18 protein-coding genes are annotated in these 19,206 nt (G+C 57.5%); 13 read left to right on the top strand and 5 right to left on the bottom strand.

The window, feature by feature from the left end; translation table 11 throughout:
* Positions 1-14 precede the first annotated feature (14 nt).
* The 5 genes from phoR to proY all read left to right on the top strand — a co-directional run bounded on the left by phoR (position 15) and on the right by proY (position 6,879).
* Positions 15-1,328, top strand: a complete 1,314-nt coding sequence (gene phoR / locus ACLIBF_RS16470; protein WP_279809565.1) for a phosphate regulon sensor histidine kinase PhoR — start codon at positions 15-17, stop codon at positions 1,326-1,328.
* A gap of 19 nt (positions 1,329-1,347) precedes the next feature.
* Positions 1,348-2,268 (top strand): PstS family phosphate ABC transporter substrate-binding protein, encoded by a 921-nt coding sequence (locus ACLIBF_RS16465; RefSeq protein ID WP_031374702.1) that lies wholly within the window; start codon positions 1,348-1,350, stop codon positions 2,266-2,268.
* Between the two features lie 373 nt (positions 2,269-2,641).
* Complete coding sequence (locus tag ACLIBF_RS16460; RefSeq protein ID WP_279809564.1) at positions 2,642-3,745, top strand: cobalamin-independent methionine synthase II family protein; 1,104 nt, start codon at positions 2,642-2,644, stop codon at positions 3,743-3,745.
* A gap of 391 nt (positions 3,746-4,136) precedes the next feature.
* Complete coding sequence (gene brnQ / locus ACLIBF_RS16455; RefSeq protein ID WP_031374700.1) at positions 4,137-5,456, top strand: branched-chain amino acid transporter carrier protein BrnQ; 1,320 nt, start codon at positions 4,137-4,139, stop codon at positions 5,454-5,456.
* 70 nt (positions 5,457-5,526) lie between these two features.
* On the top strand, positions 5,527-6,879 hold the full coding sequence (gene proY / locus ACLIBF_RS16450; RefSeq protein ID WP_046288491.1) for a proline-specific permease ProY: 1,353 nt from the start codon (positions 5,527-5,529) through the stop codon (positions 6,877-6,879).
* A 489-nt stretch (positions 6,880-7,368) separates the two neighbouring features.
* On the opposite strand, the gene ACLIBF_RS16445 is transcribed toward proY, so the two are convergent.
* The 3 genes from ACLIBF_RS16445 to ACLIBF_RS16435 all read right to left on the bottom strand — a co-directional run bounded on the left by ACLIBF_RS16445 (position 7,369) and on the right by ACLIBF_RS16435 (position 10,234).
* Entirely contained in the window at positions 7,369-8,634 is a 1,266-nt protein-coding gene (locus ACLIBF_RS16445) for a histidine-type phosphatase (protein WP_069727931.1), read from the bottom strand.
* Positions 8,635-9,447 (bottom strand): inositol monophosphatase family protein, encoded by an 813-nt coding sequence (locus ACLIBF_RS16440; RefSeq protein ID WP_031374699.1) that lies wholly within the window; start codon positions 9,445-9,447, stop codon positions 8,635-8,637.
* Positions 9,448-9,652: 205 nt separating this feature from the next.
* The gene (locus ACLIBF_RS16435) at positions 9,653-10,234 is read right to left on the bottom strand and encodes an acyl carrier protein phosphodiesterase (protein WP_031374698.1); all 582 of its coding nucleotides are present in this window, start codon (positions 10,232-10,234) and stop codon (positions 9,653-9,655) included.
* A 103-nt stretch (positions 10,235-10,337) separates the two neighbouring features.
* Here ACLIBF_RS16435 and queA point away from each other — a divergent pair, with 103 nt between their 5' ends.
* The 5 genes from queA to secF all read left to right on the top strand — a co-directional run bounded on the left by queA (position 10,338) and on the right by secF (position 15,816).
* A complete protein-coding gene (gene queA / locus ACLIBF_RS16430; RefSeq protein ID WP_031374697.1) occupies positions 10,338-11,408 on the top strand; it encodes a tRNA preQ1(34) S-adenosylmethionine ribosyltransferase-isomerase QueA in 1,071 nt (356 codons plus the stop codon).
* 75 nt (positions 11,409-11,483) lie between these two features.
* Positions 11,484-12,632: a tRNA guanosine(34) transglycosylase Tgt gene (tgt, locus tag ACLIBF_RS16425; RefSeq protein ID WP_031374696.1), complete on the top strand. Its 1,149-nt coding sequence runs from the start codon at positions 11,484-11,486 to the stop codon at positions 12,630-12,632.
* A complete protein-coding gene (yajC, locus tag ACLIBF_RS16420) occupies positions 12,632-12,964 on the top strand; it encodes a preprotein translocase subunit YajC (RefSeq protein ID WP_031374695.1) in 333 nt (110 codons plus the stop codon). Before tgt ends, yajC begins: the two co-directional genes overlap by 1 nt.
* 25 nt (positions 12,965-12,989) lie before the next feature.
* Positions 12,990-14,837 (top strand): protein translocase subunit SecD, encoded by a 1,848-nt coding sequence (secD, locus tag ACLIBF_RS16415; protein ID WP_072050997.1) that lies wholly within the window; start codon positions 12,990-12,992, stop codon positions 14,835-14,837.
* A 10-nt stretch (positions 14,838-14,847) separates the two neighbouring features.
* Positions 14,848-15,816 carry a protein translocase subunit SecF gene (secF, locus tag ACLIBF_RS16410; RefSeq protein WP_069727932.1) on the top strand — a complete coding sequence of 323 codons (969 nt, stop codon included), beginning with the start codon at positions 14,848-14,850 and terminating at the stop codon, positions 15,814-15,816.
* A gap of 59 nt (positions 15,817-15,875) precedes the next feature.
* Here the strand turns inward: secF and ACLIBF_RS16405 are convergent, their stop codons facing one another.
* Positions 15,876-16,445 carry a DUF3251 domain-containing protein gene (locus ACLIBF_RS16405; RefSeq protein WP_069727933.1) on the bottom strand — a complete coding sequence of 190 codons (570 nt, stop codon included), beginning with the start codon at positions 16,443-16,445 and terminating at the stop codon, positions 15,876-15,878.
* Positions 16,446-16,462: 17 nt separating this feature from the next.
* On the bottom strand, positions 16,463-16,900 hold the full coding sequence (gene lysM, locus ACLIBF_RS16400; RefSeq protein ID WP_031374692.1) for a peptidoglycan-binding protein LysM: 438 nt from the start codon (positions 16,898-16,900) through the stop codon (positions 16,463-16,465).
* A 187-nt stretch (positions 16,901-17,087) separates the two neighbouring features.
* On the opposite strand from lysM, the gene nrdR reads away from it, so the two are divergent.
* The 3 genes from nrdR (at position 17,088) to ribH (ending at position 19,206) form a co-directional block, all read left to right on the top strand.
* Positions 17,088-17,537, top strand: coding sequence for a transcriptional regulator NrdR (gene nrdR, locus ACLIBF_RS16395; RefSeq protein WP_009091750.1), 450 nt, complete (start codon positions 17,088-17,090; stop codon positions 17,535-17,537).
* Positions 17,538-17,540: 3 nt separating this feature from the next.
* Positions 17,541-18,644: a bifunctional diaminohydroxyphosphoribosylaminopyrimidine deaminase/5-amino-6-(5-phosphoribosylamino)uracil reductase RibD gene (gene ribD / locus ACLIBF_RS16390; RefSeq protein WP_046288488.1), complete on the top strand. Its 1,104-nt coding sequence runs from the start codon at positions 17,541-17,543 to the stop codon at positions 18,642-18,644.
* 91 nt (positions 18,645-18,735) lie between these two features.
* The gene (ribH, locus tag ACLIBF_RS16385) at positions 18,736-19,206 is read left to right on the top strand and encodes a 6,7-dimethyl-8-ribityllumazine synthase (protein ID WP_031374691.1); all 471 of its coding nucleotides are present in this window, start codon (positions 18,736-18,738) and stop codon (positions 19,204-19,206) included.

The raw sequence follows: 19,206 nt of genomic DNA, 5'->3' as shown, positions 1-19,206 counted from the left end.
ACGGAGTTTTCACCGTGCTGGAACGCCTCTCCTGGAAGAGATTACTGTCAGAACTGCTGCTGGCGTGTCTGCCTGCGCTGCTGCTTGGCCTGCTGTTCGGTTATCTGCCGTGGCTGCTGTTGCTGAGCGTACTGGCGGTGCTGCTGTGGCATTTCCATAACCTGATGCGCCTGTCGCACTGGTTGTGGCTCGATCGCACTATGACGCCGCCGGCTGGGCGGGCCAGCTGGGAACCGCTGTTTTACGGGCTCTACCAGATGCAGTTACGCAACCGGCGGCGGCGGCGTGAACTCGGCAACCTGATTAAACGCTTTCGCAGCGGCGCTGAGTCGCTGCCAGATGCGGTGATCCTCACCACCGAAGAGGGCACCATTTTCTGGTGCAACGGGCTGGCGCAACAGCATCTCGGGCTACGCTGGCCGGAAGATAATGGCCAGAACATCCTCAACCTGCTGCGTTATCCGGAATTCTCGCGCTATATCCGCCAGCGTGACTTCGACAAACCCCTGACGCTGGTGCTGAATAACCAGTACCACATGGAATTTCGCGTCATGCCCTACAGTGAAGGGCAGTGGCTGCTGGTGGCGCGTGACGTCACCCAGATGCACCAGCTGGAAGGGGCGCGCCGTAACTTCTTTGCCAACGTCAGCCATGAACTGCGTACCCCGCTGACGGTGCTGCAGGGCTATCTGGAGATGATGAATGACTCGGTGATGAACGAGCGTTCACGCGGCAAGGCGCTGCATACCATGTCGGAGCAGACGCGCCGCATGGACAGCCTGGTCAAGCAGCTGCTGACGCTGTCGCGGATTGAAGCTGCGCCCGCGATCGATCTGAAAGAGAAGGTCGATGTGCCGGTGATGCTCCGGCTGCTGCAACACGAGGCCGCCACCCTGAGCGGCGGACGTCACGACATCCATTTCCATACCGATCCGCATCTGAAAGTCTTTGGCAACGATGAACAGCTGCGCAGCGCCATCTCCAACCTGGTCTACAACGCGGTAAACCACACGCCGGAGGGCACGCGCATTGATATCAGCTGGCTGCGCAGTAAGCAGGGCGCAACGTTTCGGGTGTGCGATAACGGACCGGGCATTGCGGCTGAACATATTCCCCGTCTCACCGAGCGTTTCTACCGGGTCGATAAGGCGCGATCGCGGGCGACCGGCGGCAGCGGACTGGGGCTGGCGATCGTGAAACATGCCCTGAGCCACCATAATGCGCGGCTGGATATCACCAGCGTGCCGCATCAGGAGACCTGTTTTACCTTTACCTTGCCGGCAAGGTTGATTGCCAGCAGTGGGATGCAGGAGAATGCCCTCCATTAATGGCTGACGGATCTGCTTGATGCGCGCACTTGTTTTGTTGATGGTCATTTTATTGCCGGGCATGGCGCTGGCACAGCCCGGCGCGCTGTCGGGCAACCTTAGCAGCGTCGGGTCTGATACCCTGGGCTACCTGATGACGCTGTGGGGCGAGGACTTCAGTCGGCAGGCTCCGGGCGTCAATGTGCAGGTGCAGGCATCCGGATCGTCGACCGCGCCGACTGCGCTGGCTGCCGGTGCGGCGCAGCTCGGACCAATGAGCCGCCCGATGCAGGCGGATGAACGGCAGGCGTTTGAAGCGCGCTATGGTTATCCTCCGCTGGCGGTACCGGTAGCGATGGATGCGCTGGTGGTGGTGGTCAATCAGCGCAATCCGCTGCAGCAGATAACGCCGCGTCAGCTTGACGCCATTTTCTCGATTACCCGCCTGTGCGGGGCCACCTCGGTGCCGCAACGCTGGGGCGATCTCGGCGCGCGGGCGGCTGAGTGGGCTCACCGGCCGATCCAGCGCTACGGACGCAACTCGGCGTCCGGTACCTGGGGATTCTTCAAGCAGCAGGCGCTCTGTCAGGGTGATTTTCGCAATGACGTAGCCGAATTTCCCGGTTCGGCAGCGGTGGTGCAGGCGGTGGCAGGCAATCCACGCAGCATCGGTTACGCCAGTTTTGGCTTCCACCTCAGCGGCGTAAAGATGCTGGCGGTGGTGAACGATCGGGGTGAGGCTGTGGCACCCGACGCGGACGCGATCCGCAGTGGTCGCTATCCGTGGGCCCGTCCGCTCTATCTGTATGTCAACAAGGCGCCGGGTAAGCCGTTGCCACCGCTGGTCGCAGCCTTCCTGCAGCAGGTGCTCTCGGTGCAGGGACAGCGACGGGTCAGCGAAGCGGGTTATCTGCCACTCTCTGATAGCCAGATGGCGCAGGCGCGCGCGGCGCTTAACTGATCCTCTTCAGAGGCGCATTCTGCTCTGCTTGTGTGCTGTGCGCGATGTTTAAGTGAGGATCTGCAGGCGCGTAGGGCTTTCGCTGTCCGGAACCTGGAAGGTTCACCTTCAGGCGCGCATTCTCTCCTTAACCGCTATGGATGTGCTCCTCTCCCGGCGCGCGCATGTCGCTGCTTATCTGCTGCAAAACCGCGCGGTAGCCCATCTTATCTGCCAACATGAATTTTCTTCATGGCCGGTGAATTTTCTTCTATTGCAGCGGGCGGCGGCACATGTCATTCTGCGTCCAGACGTATAGCCATCCAGATGGCTATAAATAACAGAACGCAATTATTTCCTGCTGAAACCATCGGCAGGCGAGACAGGAGTGATCATGCAAAGAAATACCGCCCCGTTCCGTGCTGATACCGTAGGCAGTTTTCTGCGTCCCGCCGCGATTAAGCAGGCGCGTGAGCAGTTCGCCGCTGGCGAAATTGATGCGGCAGCGCTGCGCCAGATTGAAGATGACGCCATCCGCGATGTGGTCGCCAGACAGCGCGAAAATGGCCTGCAGGTGGTGACCGATGGCGAATTTCGTCGCGGCTGGTGGCACTTCGATTTTTTCTACGGCCTGGATGGTGTGGAAGCTTATGAAGCTGAGCAGGGGATCCAGTTCAACGGCGTGCAGACCAAAGCGCATGGCGTAAAAGTAGTGAGCAAGCTCGGCTTTTCCAGCCATCCGATGCTGGAACACTTTCGCTTCCTGCAAAGCATTGCCGGTGATGCGGTGGCAAAAATGACCATTCCCAGCCCCAGCGTGCTGCACTTCCGCGGCGGGCGCAAAGTGATCGACGCTGAGGTCTATCCGGACCTGGCAGATTATTTTGACGATTTGGCACAGACCTATAAAGACGCCATCAAGGCGTTTTACGCTGCGGGTTGCCGTTATCTGCAGCTGGATGACACCGTCTGGGCCTACCTTTGCTCTGAAGATCAGAAACGCGATATCCGGGCACGCGGCGACGATCCGGAAGCGCTGGCGCGGACCTATGCTCAGGTGCTAAACAAGGCGCTGGAAGACAAGCCAGCCGATCTGACCGTTGGTCTGCATGTCTGCCGTGGCAATTTCCGCTCAACCTGGATTTCAGAAGGTGGTTACGAGCCGGTGGCGGAAATCCTGTTTGGCAGCGTCAATGTCGATGCCTTCTTCCTCGAATATGACAATGCCCGTTCAGGCGGTTTCGAGCCGCTGCGCTTCATCAAGCCAGGCCATCAGCAGGTGGTGCTGGGCCTGATCACCACCAAATCCGGTGAGCTGGAAGATCCGGCGCAGGTGAAAGCCCGACTGCAGGAAGCGGCGCAGTATGTCAGCCTCGACCAGATCTGTCTCAGCCCGCAGTGCGGCTTTGCCTCTACCGAAGAGGGCAACAGCCTGAGCGAAGAGCAGCAGTGGCAGAAGATTCGCCTGGTGGTCGATATCGCAAAACAGGTGTGGTAATGCTGTAAACTTGTGCAAACAGGCGCGTAAAACGCGCCTTTTGTGCATTTGTCAGCGGCGTTATGCGGGGAATTCTCGCGGTCTGTTTATTATTTAGGCACATCATCTTGTGTGCCTGGGTTAAAAATTAACGCTATCCACTGGTTGTTGCGTAAATAACGGGATAACCTTCTGGTTTTCCGATCCCGTATTGCCTTTCCCCGCTATAAACGTTTTACTTAGCCCCGTTGTCGATCCATCCCTCCGTGAACAGAAAAAAAGCAGCTTAAATCACCTGCGCTTCACCTCACGACGAGCATAATGCGCTGACATTGGCTGGCTGGTCGTGGTTTTAACGCAGCGAGGGGACAACACAAACCCAACTTCCACCGCAACATCAGTGACAGGCCGTATGACACATCGTTTAACCTCGAAAGACATTCTCGCGCTGGGCTTCATGACATTTGCCCTGTTCGTTGGCGCGGGCAACATCATTTTCCCGCCGATGGTTGGCATTCAGTCTGGCGAACACGTCTGGACCGCCGCTATTGGCTTTCTGATCACTGCCGTGGGTCTGCCGGTGATGACCGTGGTAGCGCTGGCGCGCGTCGGCGGCGGCGTGGATGCACTCAGTACCCCAATCGGTAAGGTTGCCGGTCTGGTGCTGGCCACCGTCTGCTATCTGGCGGTCGGGCCACTCTTTGCGACGCCGCGGACGGCCACCGTCTCCTTTGAGATGGGGATTGCCCCGCTGACCGGTGATGGCGCGATGCCGCTGTTTATCTACAGCCTGGTCTATTTTGCGCTGGTGATTGGCGTGTCGCTCTATCCGGGCAAACTGCTCGATACCGTCGGCCATTTCCTTGCGCCGCTAAAAATTGTGGCGCTGACCGTGCTGGGCATTGCTGCGCTGGTGTGGCCAGCGGGCGGCACTATTCCGGCGACGGAAGATTATCAGCGTGCGGCGTTCTCCAGCGGTTTTGTGAACGGCTATCTGACCATGGATACGCTGGGCGCACTGGTGTTCGGCATCGTGATCGTGAACGCGGCCCGTTCACGCGGGGTTGATAATGCCGCGCTGCTGACGCGTTACACCGTTCTGGCCGGCCTGATTGCTGGCGTGGGCCTGACGCTGGTCTACCTGTGCCTGTTTAAACTGGGCTCCGGCAGCGGCGCGCTGGTCGATCAGAATGCGAACGGCGCAGCGATTCTGCACGCTTACGTTCAGCAGACATTTGGCGGTATGGGCAGCTTCTTCCTGGCGGCGCTGATCTTTGTTGCCTGTATGGTAACGGCGGTCGGTCTGACCTGTGCCTGTGCGGAATTTTTTGCGCAATACCTGCCATTGTCGTATAAAACGCTGGTGTTTATCCTTGGTCTGTTCTCGATGGTGGTGTCGAACCTCGGCCTGAGCCACCTGATTCAGATCTCCATCCCGGTCCTGACGGCGATTTATCCGCCTTGTATCGTGCTGGTGGTGCTGAGCTTCACCCTGAACTGGTGGAACAAGAGCAGCCGGATTATTGCGCCAGCGATGCTGATTAGCCTGCTGTTCGGCATTATTGATGCGATTAAAACTACCGGGTTTAAAGCGTTGCTGCCTGCATTCAGTCAGCACCTGCCGCTGGCCGATCAGGGACTTGCCTGGTTGCCGCCATCGCTGGTGATGCTGCTGATTGCCGCCGTGGTGGATCGGGTTAAAGGACGCGAACAGGTTTCCGTTCACTCGTAGCAGATGGCACTGATTTTTCTTTAACCACGGGCTTGCCCGTGGTTTTTTCATTTCACAGGTACAGGTTGTTATGCAAGAAACCAATAAGCTCAAACGCGGACTGAGCACGCGCCACATCCGCTTTATGGCGCTGGGATCGGCGATTGGCACCGGGCTGTTTTACGGTTCCGCCGATGCGATCAAAATGGCCGGACCCAGCGTGCTGCTCGCCTATATTATCGGCGGGGCCGTGGCCTACATCATCATGCGTGCGCTGGGTGAGATGTCCGTCAACAATCCCCAGGCCAGCTCATTCTCCCGTTACGCCCAGGATTATCTCGGTCCGATGGCGGGCTACATTACCGGCTGGACCTACTGCTTCGAAATCCTGATCGTGGCGATCGCCGATGTGACGGCGTTCGGCATCTATATGGGCGTCTGGTTTCCGGAGGTGCCGCACTGGATTTGGGTACTGAGCGTGGTGCTGATCATCGGCGCGGTCAACCTGATGAGCGTGAAGGTGTTTGGCGAAGTGGAGTTCTGGTTCTCTTTCTTCAAAGTCGCCACCATCATTGTGATGATTCTGGCCGGTTTCGGCATGATTATCTGGGGCATCGGCAACGGCGGCCAGCCGACCGGCATCCATAACCTGTGGACCAACGGCGGCTTCTTTGCCCACGGCGTGGTCGGAATGTTGCTGTCGCTGCAGATGGTGATGTTCGCCTACGGCGGTATCGAAATCATCGGTATCACGGCCGGTGAAGCGAAGGAACCGGAGAAGTCGATCCCGCGCGCCATTAACTCGGTACCCTGGCGTATTCTGGTGTTTTATGTCGGCACGCTGTTTGTGATTATGTCGATCTATCCGTGGAACCAGGTAGGCACCTCGGGCAGCCCGTTTGTGCTAACCTTCCAGCATCTGGGCATCGCGGCGGCCGCCTCGATTCTTAATTTTGTGGTCCTGACCGCCTCACTGTCAGCGATCAACAGCGACGTGTTTGGCGTAGGGCGCATGCTGCACGGTATGGCCCAGCAGGGACATGCGCCGAAGATGTTTATGAAAGTCTCTTCACGCGGCATTCCGTGGGTGACGGTGGTGGTGATGATGTTCGCCATGTTGATTGCGGTCTATCTCAACTACCTGATGCCGGAAAAAGTGTTCCTGGTCATCGCCTCGCTGGCCACCTTTGCGACGGTCTGGGTGTGGATCATGATTCTGCTGTCGCAGATCGCCTTCCGCCGCAAAATCGGCAAACAGGCTGCCAGCGAACTGAAGTTCGCGCTGCCAGGCGGCAGCTGGACCGCGGGTGTCGGTGTCGCATTCCTCTGCTTCATCATTGCGCTGATCGGCTATTTCCCGGATACCCGGGTATCGCTCTATGTCGGCGTGGTGTGGATAGTGGTGCTGCTGCTGGGCTATAAGCTGGTACGTAAACCGCGCTGATTGTCGGCTGCTCCCCCTGGCGGGGGAGCAGATGCGCTTTGCCATCTCTTCCATCTTCTCTCTTCCCCCGACTGACTTCTCTGACGCTGCGCTGGCTATTTATGTCAGTCACAACACCGTAACGAAATAACCCGGGCGGATGGCGCTTTCAGACGGTGGAATAACCTATCCGCCTGCGCGGTTAATTATCTGCGGTGAAGGGGATTGCCAGCTAAACATCGGCGTTAAGCGCATCAGGGCGGCTGTGGCGGGGCGAAGAGAACAGCAAATAAATAAAAAAACGGCGAAACCAGTCGCCGAAATATTCAAGAGAATCAGAGAAATAAAAAGGGATGATTGACCCGGTTATCGTAAAACAAAATTAACGCCGCTGATAGCTGGGTTATTTAAATAAGAAAAGTACCAGGCGACAGCAATACAACCAATTAAGCCTGATAAAGCATATTTACGCCGCGCAGCGAGCGCGGCATGGATTTGATTAGCGGCAGCTCAGGGCAGCCGGATGGAAACCGGCTGCGTGGCGCGCTTGTCCAGCCGTTGTTGCCAGCCGGTCAGGGTCGATTGATAAGGACACAGCAGCCCGACGTCGGTCATTCTGCAGTCTGGCTGATGCCACTCCTGACGCAATAAACCCTGTGCGTCATCAATCGGCTGTAACTGACGCAGGCCATCAAGGCTCTGTGCCTGGAAGTAGAGCCGCAGAAAACGCTCGCCGCTCTGGCTGTCACGCCAGCGCTCCAGCACCAGACTGCCGCCGGGCGGAATATTGCCGCGCGCGTAGCCCGGCAGCTGCCAGTCAAACCCCATAAGGGTACGCACCATCGCAATATTGGTGTCATGCGCCACCAGGATCAGCCAGCGGGCAGTGGAGGCATTGCTGGCGATTTCGGTCAGCATCGCCTGCAGTAAAATCGATCCCCGCCGCTGTGCCTGATAGAGCAGATCATTACTCAAATCGTAATTAGCGGTCAGCAACGGCAGCAGGCGGGTAATTTGCGCCGCGGTGGTGATATGCCCCCACGCCAGCTGATCGACGGGCAGATTTTCGCTGTAACCCAGCCGCAGGGTCTCAACCATACTGGCCATTACGCTCAGTCCTTCGACGTAGGTGTGGCCGCTGCGGGTCTGTTTGAATTGCCATGGGCGATCAAAGAAATCACATTTCGCCGTGGGCGGGCAAACCGCGGCTTTAAGCTGCTGAATAGCCGGTTGCAGTTGCTGCTGTAACTGCGCCAGATCGCCCGCTTTCTGCTGCTTAGCCGCAAGTTCTTGCTGCGGATCGGTTTGTGCAAACGCCAGCTTATCGCTCTGAAACAGTGGATCAACCTCACCGGTCACCTGATGGATCGGTACGCCACAGCCCGGAAACGCACCGTCGGCTATCGCCTGGGCGGTGGCTCGGGTGCGCTGGAGCGGGCTGGCGCGCAGATAGACGTCGTCTGCCGTCGGGCAGCCAGCAGGCAGTAAACCAAGCTGGCGGTAATGTTCGCCCTGCCAGCGTCCTTTGTTGACCACTGCGCTGTAGCCGTGACCGGTCAGCTCGCCATCCGCCGTGGTCCATACCGTCCACGGCTGCTGGCTGGCGGCTTCGATCTCTTTACGGTTGCCGGGCGTCGGTGGCCGCACGCCGTGCCGGCTCAGTTCGACCACTTTTTCCAACTGATAATGGGGCAGCGGGGCCGCCTGCATCGGCAGGCTCAGTAGCCAGAGTGCACTCAGGGCTAACGTGCATTGGCACCATCGGGTAGCGCGCATTTATTCGTCCAGCGCGCGATTGCCGGTCAGCGCTTTTATCTTTGGATAGAGCGTGGCATTCGCCAGCAGCACCGGATTGCCATTTTTCAGTCCGTCGTTACTGAGGTAATCGTTAGTGACGCCACCGGCTTCTCGCATCAGCACAATGCCCGGCAGGCTATCCCACGGATGCATATGCGCTTCGTAGTAGCCGATTAACCGGCCCGCTGCCGCCCAGGCGCTGGTCAGCGCGCCGGAACCGATGCGGATAAACATGCCGCCCTGTTGAGTCAGTCCGGCAATCAGGCGGGTAACGCTCTCGCCCGGCGTGCGGCTGGAGTGACTGATGCCGAGCAGACCTTCGTTGAGATGTTGCGCTGCATGTACCTGCAACCGGGTCTCGTTGACCCACGCGCCCTGGCCCAGTCGGGCGTGGAACAGCTCCTGATGATTAGGATCGCACACCACGCCAATCACCGGTTCACCGTCGCACACCACTGCCAGCGAGACGCACCAGTTAGGCAGGCCGTTGACGAAGCAGGCGGTGCCATCAATTGGATCGACGACCCAGATAAAGCTGGCGTTGCCTGTTTCGCCGCCGCTCTCTTCACCGTAGACGGCATCGTCCGGGAAGCGCTCCTCAATCAACGTTTTGATTAATGCTTCGACGTTGCGATCGGCTTCGCTGACCACGTCCTGCAGATCCCTCTTGTGTTCCACCACCAGGTTTTGACGCTGCTGATACCACGAATAAGCCCGGCTGGCCGCCGCACGGGCGATGTCGCAGGCGTAACGGTAACGCGCGTCAATTTCAGAATGCGAAGCGGATGACATCTTTCCCTCTTATGTTTTTTTGCCATAGCGAACGGAAGGCGCGCCTGAACAGGCGGTCTGGCTGTGTGTTTTGCTTAACTATTGTTAAGAAAGGCTTCATTAAGCCGCAGATAAGACGCGATGGCAAGATGGGGAGGGGGCGGGCAGGCGGCTTTTTTGTGCGGTATTGGCCGGCATCTGCCAGCCAACAGAAGAGGATCGGGTTTTACAGCGTTCTGGCCGTCGCCTGCGCCATTAAACGCGGATAAAAAATGAAAAACAGGGCTTCAAGCTGCTCATAGTGTTCAGTGAAGTCGTGATAAGAATCGCGCAGTGCCGCCAGGCGTGGGCGGCGGCTGGCCATGCCGTGCAGCACCCGTTCCAGCCGGGCGGGCTGGGCGTAGTGCTCGAACCAGCGTTCATGCCACATCACTGCGTTCAGCCGCTGAAATTCCTCCGGGGTCGCCGCCAGCTGCGGCACGATTTCGCGCTCGGCAGCGGCAGAAAACTGCGCCAGCGTCAGATCAGAGGTGAAATGCGTCCAGTGACGGGCCAGAAAATGGTCCCAGATGACATCAAGGGTAATCGGGGCCACGCGATAGGTTTCCGGACGGAACAGCTGACGGGCGCGACGGACTTCCGGCAACGCATCGGTCATGACGTCGAGCCGACGATGCATCAGAATGCCGTCAGCCACCGGCGTGGGCCAGTGCTGGTGCGGGTTACCGCGCACAAAATCAGCCATTAAATTGCCGAGTAGCGAGCTGTCAGCCAGTTGGGCCAGATGGAGATGAGCAAGAAAGTTCATGGCTCATTATAGGCTGAACTGCCTTTGCGCAGCCAGTTGTTCAGAATTGGTCGTTTTTCCGCTAAACTGTGCCGCCTGTTTTTGCCTGAGAAAGAACTCTTTCATGCGTGTCGCCGATTTTGCTTTTGAATTGCCCGAATCCCTGATTGCCCACTATCCCCAGGCGCAGCGCAGCGGCTGTCGTCTGCTGTCGCTCGATGGTCCCAGCGGCGCACTGACGCACGGTGTGTTCACCGACGTGCTGGATAAGCTCAATCCAGGCGATCTGCTGGTGTTCAACAACACCCGCGTGATCCCGGCGCGCGTCTATGGCCGTAAAGCCAGCGGCGGCAAAATCGAAATGCTGGTGGAGCGGATGCTCGACGACAAGCGCGTGCTGGCCCATGTGCGCGCCTCAAAAGCACCCAAGCCGGGTGCAGCCCTGTTGCTGGGTGAAGATGAGAGCGTTAAAGCGACGATGGTGGCGCGCCACGACGCCCTGTTCGAGATCGCCTTTGACGATGATCGGGCAGTACTCGACATCCTGAACAGCGTCGGCCATATGCCGCTGCCACCGTACATCGATCGCCCTGATGAAGAGGCCGACCGCGAACTCTATCAGACCGTTTACAGTGCCCGTCCCGGTGCCGTCGCTGCGCCTACCGCCGGATTGCACTTCGATGAGCCGCTGTTGCAGGCGCTGAAAGAGAAGGGCGTTGAGATGGCATTTGTCACGCTGCATGTCGGGGCGGGCACCTTCCAGCCGGTGCGCGTCGACAACATCGAAGAACATCACATGCATGCCGAATATGCGGAAGTGCCGCAGGAGGTCGTGGATGCGGTGCTGGCCTGTAAAGCGCGCGGCAACAAGGTGGTCGCGGTTGGCACCACCTCAGTACGCTCGCTGGAGAGCGCGGCCAAAGCGAGTCAGGATGCGCTGATTGCGCCGTTCTTCGACGATACCCAGATTTTTATCTATCCGGGCTACCACTATCAGGTGATCGATGCGCTGATCACCAATTTCCACTTGCCCGAATCTACCCTGATTATGCTGGTCTCGGCGTTTGCCGGTTACCAGCACACCATGGCGGCCTACCGCGCTGCCGTGGCTGAGCAATATCGTTTCTTCAGTTATGGTGACGCGATGTTTATCAGCAAAAATCCGCAGGCGCCGATGGAAAAGATTGGCGACTGATTTATTAACCCACGACCTGACGCGCCTTCTGGCGCAGGGTTGTAGACATCGGACTGTTTCTCCGGTGGAGGCTTTGTGAAATTTGAACTTGATACCACAGACGGGCGCGCGCGCCGTGGCCGTCTGATTTTTGATCGCGGCGTGGTCGAAACCCCGGCGTTTATGCCGGTCGGCACCTACGGCACGGTAAAAGGCATGACGCCGGAAGAAGTGCAGGAGACCGGGGCGCAGATTATTCTGGGCAACACCTTCCACCTCTGGCTGCGTCCGGGCCAGGAGATCATGAAACTGCACGGCGACCTGCATGATTTTATGCAGTGGAAAGGGCCGATCCTCACCGATTCCGGTGGTTTCCAGGTCTTCAGCCTGGGCGACATCCGCAAAATTACCGAAGCCGGGGTGCACTTCCGTAACCCCATCAATGGCGACGCGATTTTCCTCGATCCTGAAAAGTCGATGGAGATTCAGTATGACCTCGGCTCCGACATCGTAATGATCTTCGACGAATGTACGCCGTACCCGGCGGACTGGGACTATGCCAAACGCTCGATGGAGATGTCGCTGCGCTGGGCGAAACGCAGCCGTGACCGTTTTGACAGCCTCGGTAACAAAAATGCGCTGTTCGGCATCATCCAGGGCTCGGTTTACGAAGATTTACGAGATGTGTCGGTGAAAGGTCTGGTAGAGATTGGCTTTGATGGGTACGCTGTGGGCGGCCTGGCGGTGGGTGAGCCTAAACAGGACATGCACCGTATTCTTGAGCACGTCTGCCCGCAGCTTCCGCAGGATAAACCGCGCTATCTGATGGGTGTCGGCAAACCTGAAGATCTGGTGGAAGGTGTCCGTCGCGGCGTCGATATGTTCGATTGCGTGATGCCAACCCGTAACGCGCGTAACGGCCATCTGTTTGTGACTGACGGTGTGGTTAAAATCCGCAACGCCAAATATAAAGATGACACCGCGCCACTGGATGCCGAATGTGATTGCTACACCTGTCGCAATTACAGCCGCGCCTACCTGTATCATCTGGACCGCTGTAACGAAATACTGGGCGCGCGTCTGAACACGATTCACAATCTGCGCTATTACCAGCGCCTGATGGCAGGTTTACGCCAGGCCATCGAAGAGGGTAAATTAGAGCGCTTTGTAAACGAGTTCTACCAACGGACGGGCAAAGAAGTTCCGCCTTTAACGTCTGATAATTCATCAATGAGGGAAATTTAATGAGCTTTTTCATTTCTGACGCCGTGGCCGCAGCAGGCGCACCGTCGCAGGGAAGTCCGTATTCTCTGGTGATCATGCTGGTGGTGTTTGGTCTGATTTTCTATTTCATGATCCTGCGTCCGCAGCAGAAACGTGCGAAAGAGCACAAGAAGCTGATGGATTCCATCTCAAAGGGCGATGAAGTGCTGACCAGCGGTGGCCTGGTAGGTCGCGTAACAAAAGTGTCTGACACTGGCTACGTTTCTATCGCGCTGAATGAGACCAATGAAGTGGTCATTAAACGTGATTTCGTCGCTGCCGTCCTGCCGAAAGGTACTATGAAGGCGCTGTAATTCTATCTTCCCTAAGGGAACTGCCGTGTTAAATCGTTATCCTTTGTGGAAGTATGTGATGCTGGTCGTCGTGATTCTCGTCGGCCTGCTGTATGCGCTTCCCAACCTGTATGGTGAGGATCCGGCCGTTCAAATCACTGGCGCGCGCGGAAGCGCCGCCAGTGAGCAGACGTTGGATCACATTCAGTCCGCATTAAAACAAGACAATATCCAGAGCAAATCCGTTGCGCTGGAAAATGGCGCCATTACCGCGCGCTTCGCTAACACCGATGTGCAGTTACGCGCCCGTGAAGCGATCATGAAGGCGCTGGGCGAAGACTACGTTGTGGCGCTGAACCTGGCCCCGGCCACGCCACGCTGGCTGACGATGCTGTCAGCGGAACCGATGAAACTCGGTCTCGATCTGCGTGGCGGCGTGCACTTCCTGATGGAAGTGGACATGGACACCGCCTTAGGCAAGCTGCAGGAGCAGAATGCCGATACGCTGCGTAGCGACCTGCGCACCAAAAATATTCCTTATACCAACGTCAACAAAATCGCGAACTACGGGGTGGAAATTCGTTTCCGTGACGCCGCCAGCCGCGATGCTGCTGTCTCCTGGCTGACCTCACGTCATCAGGATCTGGTGATCAAAAGCAGCGGCAATGATGCGCTGCGTGCCACCATGAGCGATGCGCGCCTGAGCGAAGCGCGTGAATATGCGGTCCAGCAGAACATCACGATTCTGCGTAACCGTGTGAACCAGCTGGGCGTGGCCGAACCACTGGTACAGCGTCAGGGTTCCGATCGCATTGTGGTTGAGCTGCCAGGTATTCAGGACACTGCACGCGCCAAAGAGATTCTGGGTGCGACCGCGACGCTGGAATTCCGTCTGGTTAATACCAGCGTTGATCCTACCGCGGCGGCCAGTGGCCGGGTGCCGGGCGACTCTGAAGTCAAAGATATGCGTGACGGCCAGCCGGTGGTGCTCTACAAGCGGGTGATCCTGACCGGTGACCACATCACCGACTCGACCTCCAGCATGGATGAATACAACCAGCCACAGGTGAACATTTCACTGGATGGCGCGGGCGGTAACATCATGTCGAACTTCACCAAGGACAACATCGGCAAGCCGATGGCGACCCTGTTTGTGGAGTACAAAGACAGCGGTAAAAAAGATGCCAATGGCCGTTCAATTCTGGTGAAACAGGAAGAGGTAATTAACGTCGCCAACATCCAGTCTCGTCTGGGGAACAGCTTCCGCATCACCGGTATCAACAACCCGAACGAAGCACGTCAGCTGTCGCTGCTGCTGCGTGCCGGTGCGTTGATTGCGCCTATCCAGATTGTGGAAGAGCGCACTATCGGTCCGACCATGGGTCAGCAGAACATTACTCAGGGTCTGGAAGCCTGCCTGTGGGGCCTGCTTGCGTCGATCCTGTTTATGGTGGTGTTCTACAAGAAGTTTGGTCTGATTGCGACCAGTGCGCTGCTGGTGAACCTGGTGCTGATCGTCGGCGTCATGTCCCTGCTGCCTGGTGCAACCCTGACCATGCCGGGTATTGCCGGTATTGTGTTAACGCTGGCGGTAGCAGTTGATGCTAACGTACTGATTAACGAACGTATTAAAGAAGAACTGCGTAACGGGCGATCGGTTCAGCAGGCAATTCATGAGGGCTATAAAGGCGCCTTCTCCAGTATTGTCGATGCGAACGTGACCACCCTGATCAAAGTCATCATTCTTTATGCGGTCGGCACCGGTTCGATCAAAGGCTTTGCGATTACCACCGCAATTGGTATCGCGACCTCAATGTTCACCGCGATCGTAGGTACCCGTGCCATTGTTAACCTGGTTTACGGTGGCAAACGCATCAACAAGCTGTCTATCTGAGGAGTGCGTTGTGGCACAGGAATATAACATTGAGCAGTTGAACCACGGGCGTAAAGTCGTCGACTTTATGCGCTGGGATAAGCTGGCCTTCATCATTTCGGGGCTGCTGATCGTAGCCGCGATTGCGATTGTCGGCATTCGTGGCTTCAACTGGGGTCTCGATTTCACCGGCGGTACGGTGATTGAGATCGCGCTGGAAAAACCGGCCGACCTTGATACGCTGCGTGGCGATCTGGTGAAAGCGGGCTTCGACGAGCCGCTGGTGCAGAACTTCGGCAGCAGCCGTGACGTGATGGTGCGCATGGCGCCCGTCACCGGCCCGGCAGGCACCGAGTTAGGCAACAAAGTGGTGTCGGTAATCAACCAGACCACCCAGCAGAACGCGACCGTTAAGCGCATTGAGTTCGTCGGCCCGAGCGTCGGCAGCGATCTGGCGCAGGCGGGGGCGATGGCGCTGCTGTCAGCGCTGATTGCGATTCTGATCTATATCGGTTTCCGCTTTGAGTGGCGTCTGGCGCTGGGCACCGTGCTGGCGCTGGCGCACGACGTGATCATCACCTGCGGTCTGCTGGCGCTGTTCCGGATTGAGATCGACCTGACGATTGTCGCCTCGCTGATGTCGGTGATTGGTTACTCGCTTAACGATAAAATCGTGGTTTCCGACCGTATTCGTGAGAACTTCCGCAAGATTCGCCGCGGCAGCTCTTACGACATTACCAACGTGTCGCTGACCCAGACGTTAAGCCGTACCCTGATTACGTCACTGACCACGCTGGCGATGATCCTGATCCTGTTCATCTTTGGTGGCGCGTTGCTGAAAGGCTTCTCACTGACCATGTTGATTGGTGTGACCATCGGTACGATTTCATCAATTTATGTCTCTTCGGCGCTGGCGCTGAAGCTGGGCATGAAGCGTGAACATATGCTGGTGCAGAAAGTTGAGAAAGAGGGCGCCGATCAGCCTTCTATCCTGCCGTAAGCGCGGTGGGATGATAAAAACGGGCTGCCAGTGATGGCGGCCCGTTTTTTTTGCGCCAGTTAAGGCGCAGCAGGAACGGTTTGAGCCGGTGCGTCAGCGGTAACCTGGTGCACCCGGATAAAGCCGAGCTGATCCGGCGTCAGGCCACTCAGCCGCAGCGGAACCTCAACGGTATGTTGCGGTAACAGTGAGGCGGGCACGGCGATGTTCTGACTCAGACTATCGCTGTTGAGCGGTTTGCCGGTTGCCGGGTCCAGTTCGCCCCAGATTACCGTGGCATGCAACGCAGGCAACGGTTGATCGCCCATTGCGCGGATCGACAATGTGGTCCGCGATCCACTGGCTTCGGCTACCACCGGCGACAATGTCAGTCGCAGGGTGCCGAGCTGAGTCTGCAATGCGACCGGGGTATTCGCCTGCGGTACCAGCCATGCACCGTTGCTGGAATGGCTGTTGAGCTGCCCCTGTATCTCCAGCGCACTGGCCTGGGTGGTTAAGTGTTGCATCTGCTGATTGAGCTGGCTCACTTCCTGATGCAACTGCTTAACCTGCGGGTTGGTCGCGGGAGTACTGCAACCGCTCAGTAACGCCAGTGAAAGTGCTGCTGGCGCCCAAACCGTCCTGATCATAAGTTTATCCTTGTCGGTTATTTTGGAATGCGTAAAACCTGGCCAGGATAGATCTTATCAGGATGCGACAGCATTGGCTTGTTAGCTTCGAAAATCTTGTTGTATTCGTTAGCATTTCCATAAACCTGTTTGGAAATAGCGCTCAGCGTGTCGCCTTTTTTCACGGTGTAAAGTTCAGACTCGGTAGCGCTGTCGCTGGTTGTCACCTTGTCTTCAACTTTGGTGATGCCGGCAACGTTACCGGCGGCGATCAGAATCTTCTCTTTCAGCTCCTGTGACAGGCCGTCACCGCTTACCGTGACGGTATCGCCATTCACTTTTACATCGACCTTGTCGCTGTCCGGTAATCCCAGCTTGTTGATGTGGTCCTGCAGTTTTTTACTCTGATCGTCGCCACCGTTCACGGCATCCCAAAGCTTTTCACCCGCTTCTTTGACGAAATTAAACAGTCCCATACAACCTCCAGTGTGTTAGTGGATATACGCCGTCTTGCGGCTCTATAAGCGTAGACCCTTTTGCCGCAGCCGCGATTTAACACCGTTTATGCTGGGTGCTGGCCAACGGAATGGCACGGAAGAGATTTTGTTGACCGGCAGTTCGCGCTACACTGTCAGGCCCATCTATCTCGCGTCAGGAAACGTCATGCATTGCCCATTCTGCTCCGCTGTGGACACCAAAGTGATTGATTCTCGTCTGGTTAGTGAAGGATCGTCGGTGCGACGCCGGCGCCAGTGTCTGATGTGCCATGAACGCTTTACCACCTTTGAGGTGGCGGAACTGGTGATGCCGCGCGTGGTAAAAAGTAATGACGTGCGTGAGCCTTTCAATGAAGACAAAATGGCCAGCGGGATGATGAAAGCGCTTGAGAAACGTCCGGTCAGTGCTGATGCGGTCGAGAGCGCGGTGAACCACATTAAAACCCAGCTGCGCGCCACTGGCGAACGCGAAATTCCCAGTAAACTGATTGGTAATCTGGTGATGGACGAGCTGAAAAAGCTCGATAAAGTCGCCTATATACGGTTTGCCTCGGTTTACCGCAGCTTCGAAGATATTCGTGATTTTGGCGAAGAGATCGCCCGGTTACAGGATTAAGCCATGACCGATGAAATCTACATGGCGCGCGCGCTGGAACTGGCGCGCCGCGGCCGCTTTACCACCATGCCCAATCCGAATGTGGGCTGTGTGATTGTCCGTGACGGTCAGGTGGTGGGCGAAGGCTGGCATCAGCGCGCCGGCGAGCCTCATGCAGAAGTGCATGCTCTGCGGATGGCCGGTGATAAAGCACGCGGTGCCACCGCCTATGTAACGCTGGAGCCGTGCAGCCATCATGGTCGCACGCCACCCTGCAGCGACGCGCTGATTGCTGCTGGCGTGAGCCGGGTGGTCGCCGCGATGCAGGACCCCAACCCGCAGGTTGCCGGTCGCGGATTGCACCGGCTGCATCAGGCCGGGATTGCGGTCAGCCACGGGCTAATGATGGAAGAGGCGGAAGCGCTGAATCGCGGTTTCCTGAAGCGGATGCGTACCGGTTTTCCGTGGATCCAGCTTAAGCTGGGTGCCTCGCTGGATGGCCGCACCGCGATGGCGAATGGCGAAAGCCAGTGGATCACCTCGGCGGCCGCCCGTCGCGATGTGCAGCGCTTGCGGGCGCAAAGTGCCGCGATCCTCAGCAGCAGCGCCACGGTGCTGGCTGACGATCCGTCGCTGACGGTGCGCTGGTCCGAACTCAACCCGGACACCCAGGCGTTACTTGATCAACAGCAACTGCGGCAGCCGCTGCGGGTGATTGTCGACAGCCAGAACCGCGTGACGCCGCAGCATCGGCTCATTGACCAGCCGGGTGAAACCTGGCTGATGCGCCATCAACCCGATCAGCAGCATTGGCCAGAGCGCGTCAGTCAGATCGCCGTGCCGCTGCGCGAACAGCAGCTGGATCTGGTGGCGATGATGATGCTGCTGGGTCAGCGTCAGGTGAACAGCGTCTGGGTCGAAGCGGGTGCCAGCCTGGCGGGCGCGCTGCTGCAGGCCGGACTGGTCGATGAACTGATTGTCTATCTGGCACCGAAATTACTCGGCGACCAGGGACGCGGCCTGTGCCAGTTACCGGGCCTTGATCGTCTGGCTGATGCGCCAGGCCTGATTTTCCGCGACGTTCGCCAGGTCGGTGAGGATTTACGCCTGACCCTGACGCCGCAATAACACGGACGGAAAAGCGAGAGCACGCCGCCGAAGAGTATGATAGAATCCGCCCCCCTGCGCGGGGCCAAACAAACCCCCTGAAAGGATAAGTATGAAAGTTATCGAAGCTGCTGTTGCAACGCCTGAGGCCAATGTTGCCATCGTTATTGCGCGTTTTAACAACTTCATTAATGACAGCCTGCTGGATGGTGCAGTTGATGCCCTGAAACGTATTGGCCAGGTCAAAGATGACAATATCACCGTAGTCTGGGTTCCGGGTGCGTATGAACTGCCGCTGGCAGCGCGCGCACTGGCAAACACCAGCAAATATGACGCCGTTATTGCACTGGGCACGGTAATTCGTGGTGGCACAGCTCACTTCGAATATGTGGCCGGTGAAGCCAGCTCCGGTATCGCCAGCGTTGCCATGAACAGCGAGATTCCTGTCGCGTTCGGCGTGCTGACCACCGAAAATATCGAGCAGGCCATTGAGCGTGCTGGCACCAAAGCCGGTAATAAAGGTGCCGAAGCGGCCCTGACCGCGCTCGAAATGATCAACGTATTGAAAGCCATCAAAGCCTGA

The organism is Pantoea sp. PGP6, from assembly GCF_053474785.1.
Note: the sequence above shows the minus strand (reverse complement) of the source record. Positions and strands in the feature narration are given on the sequence as shown.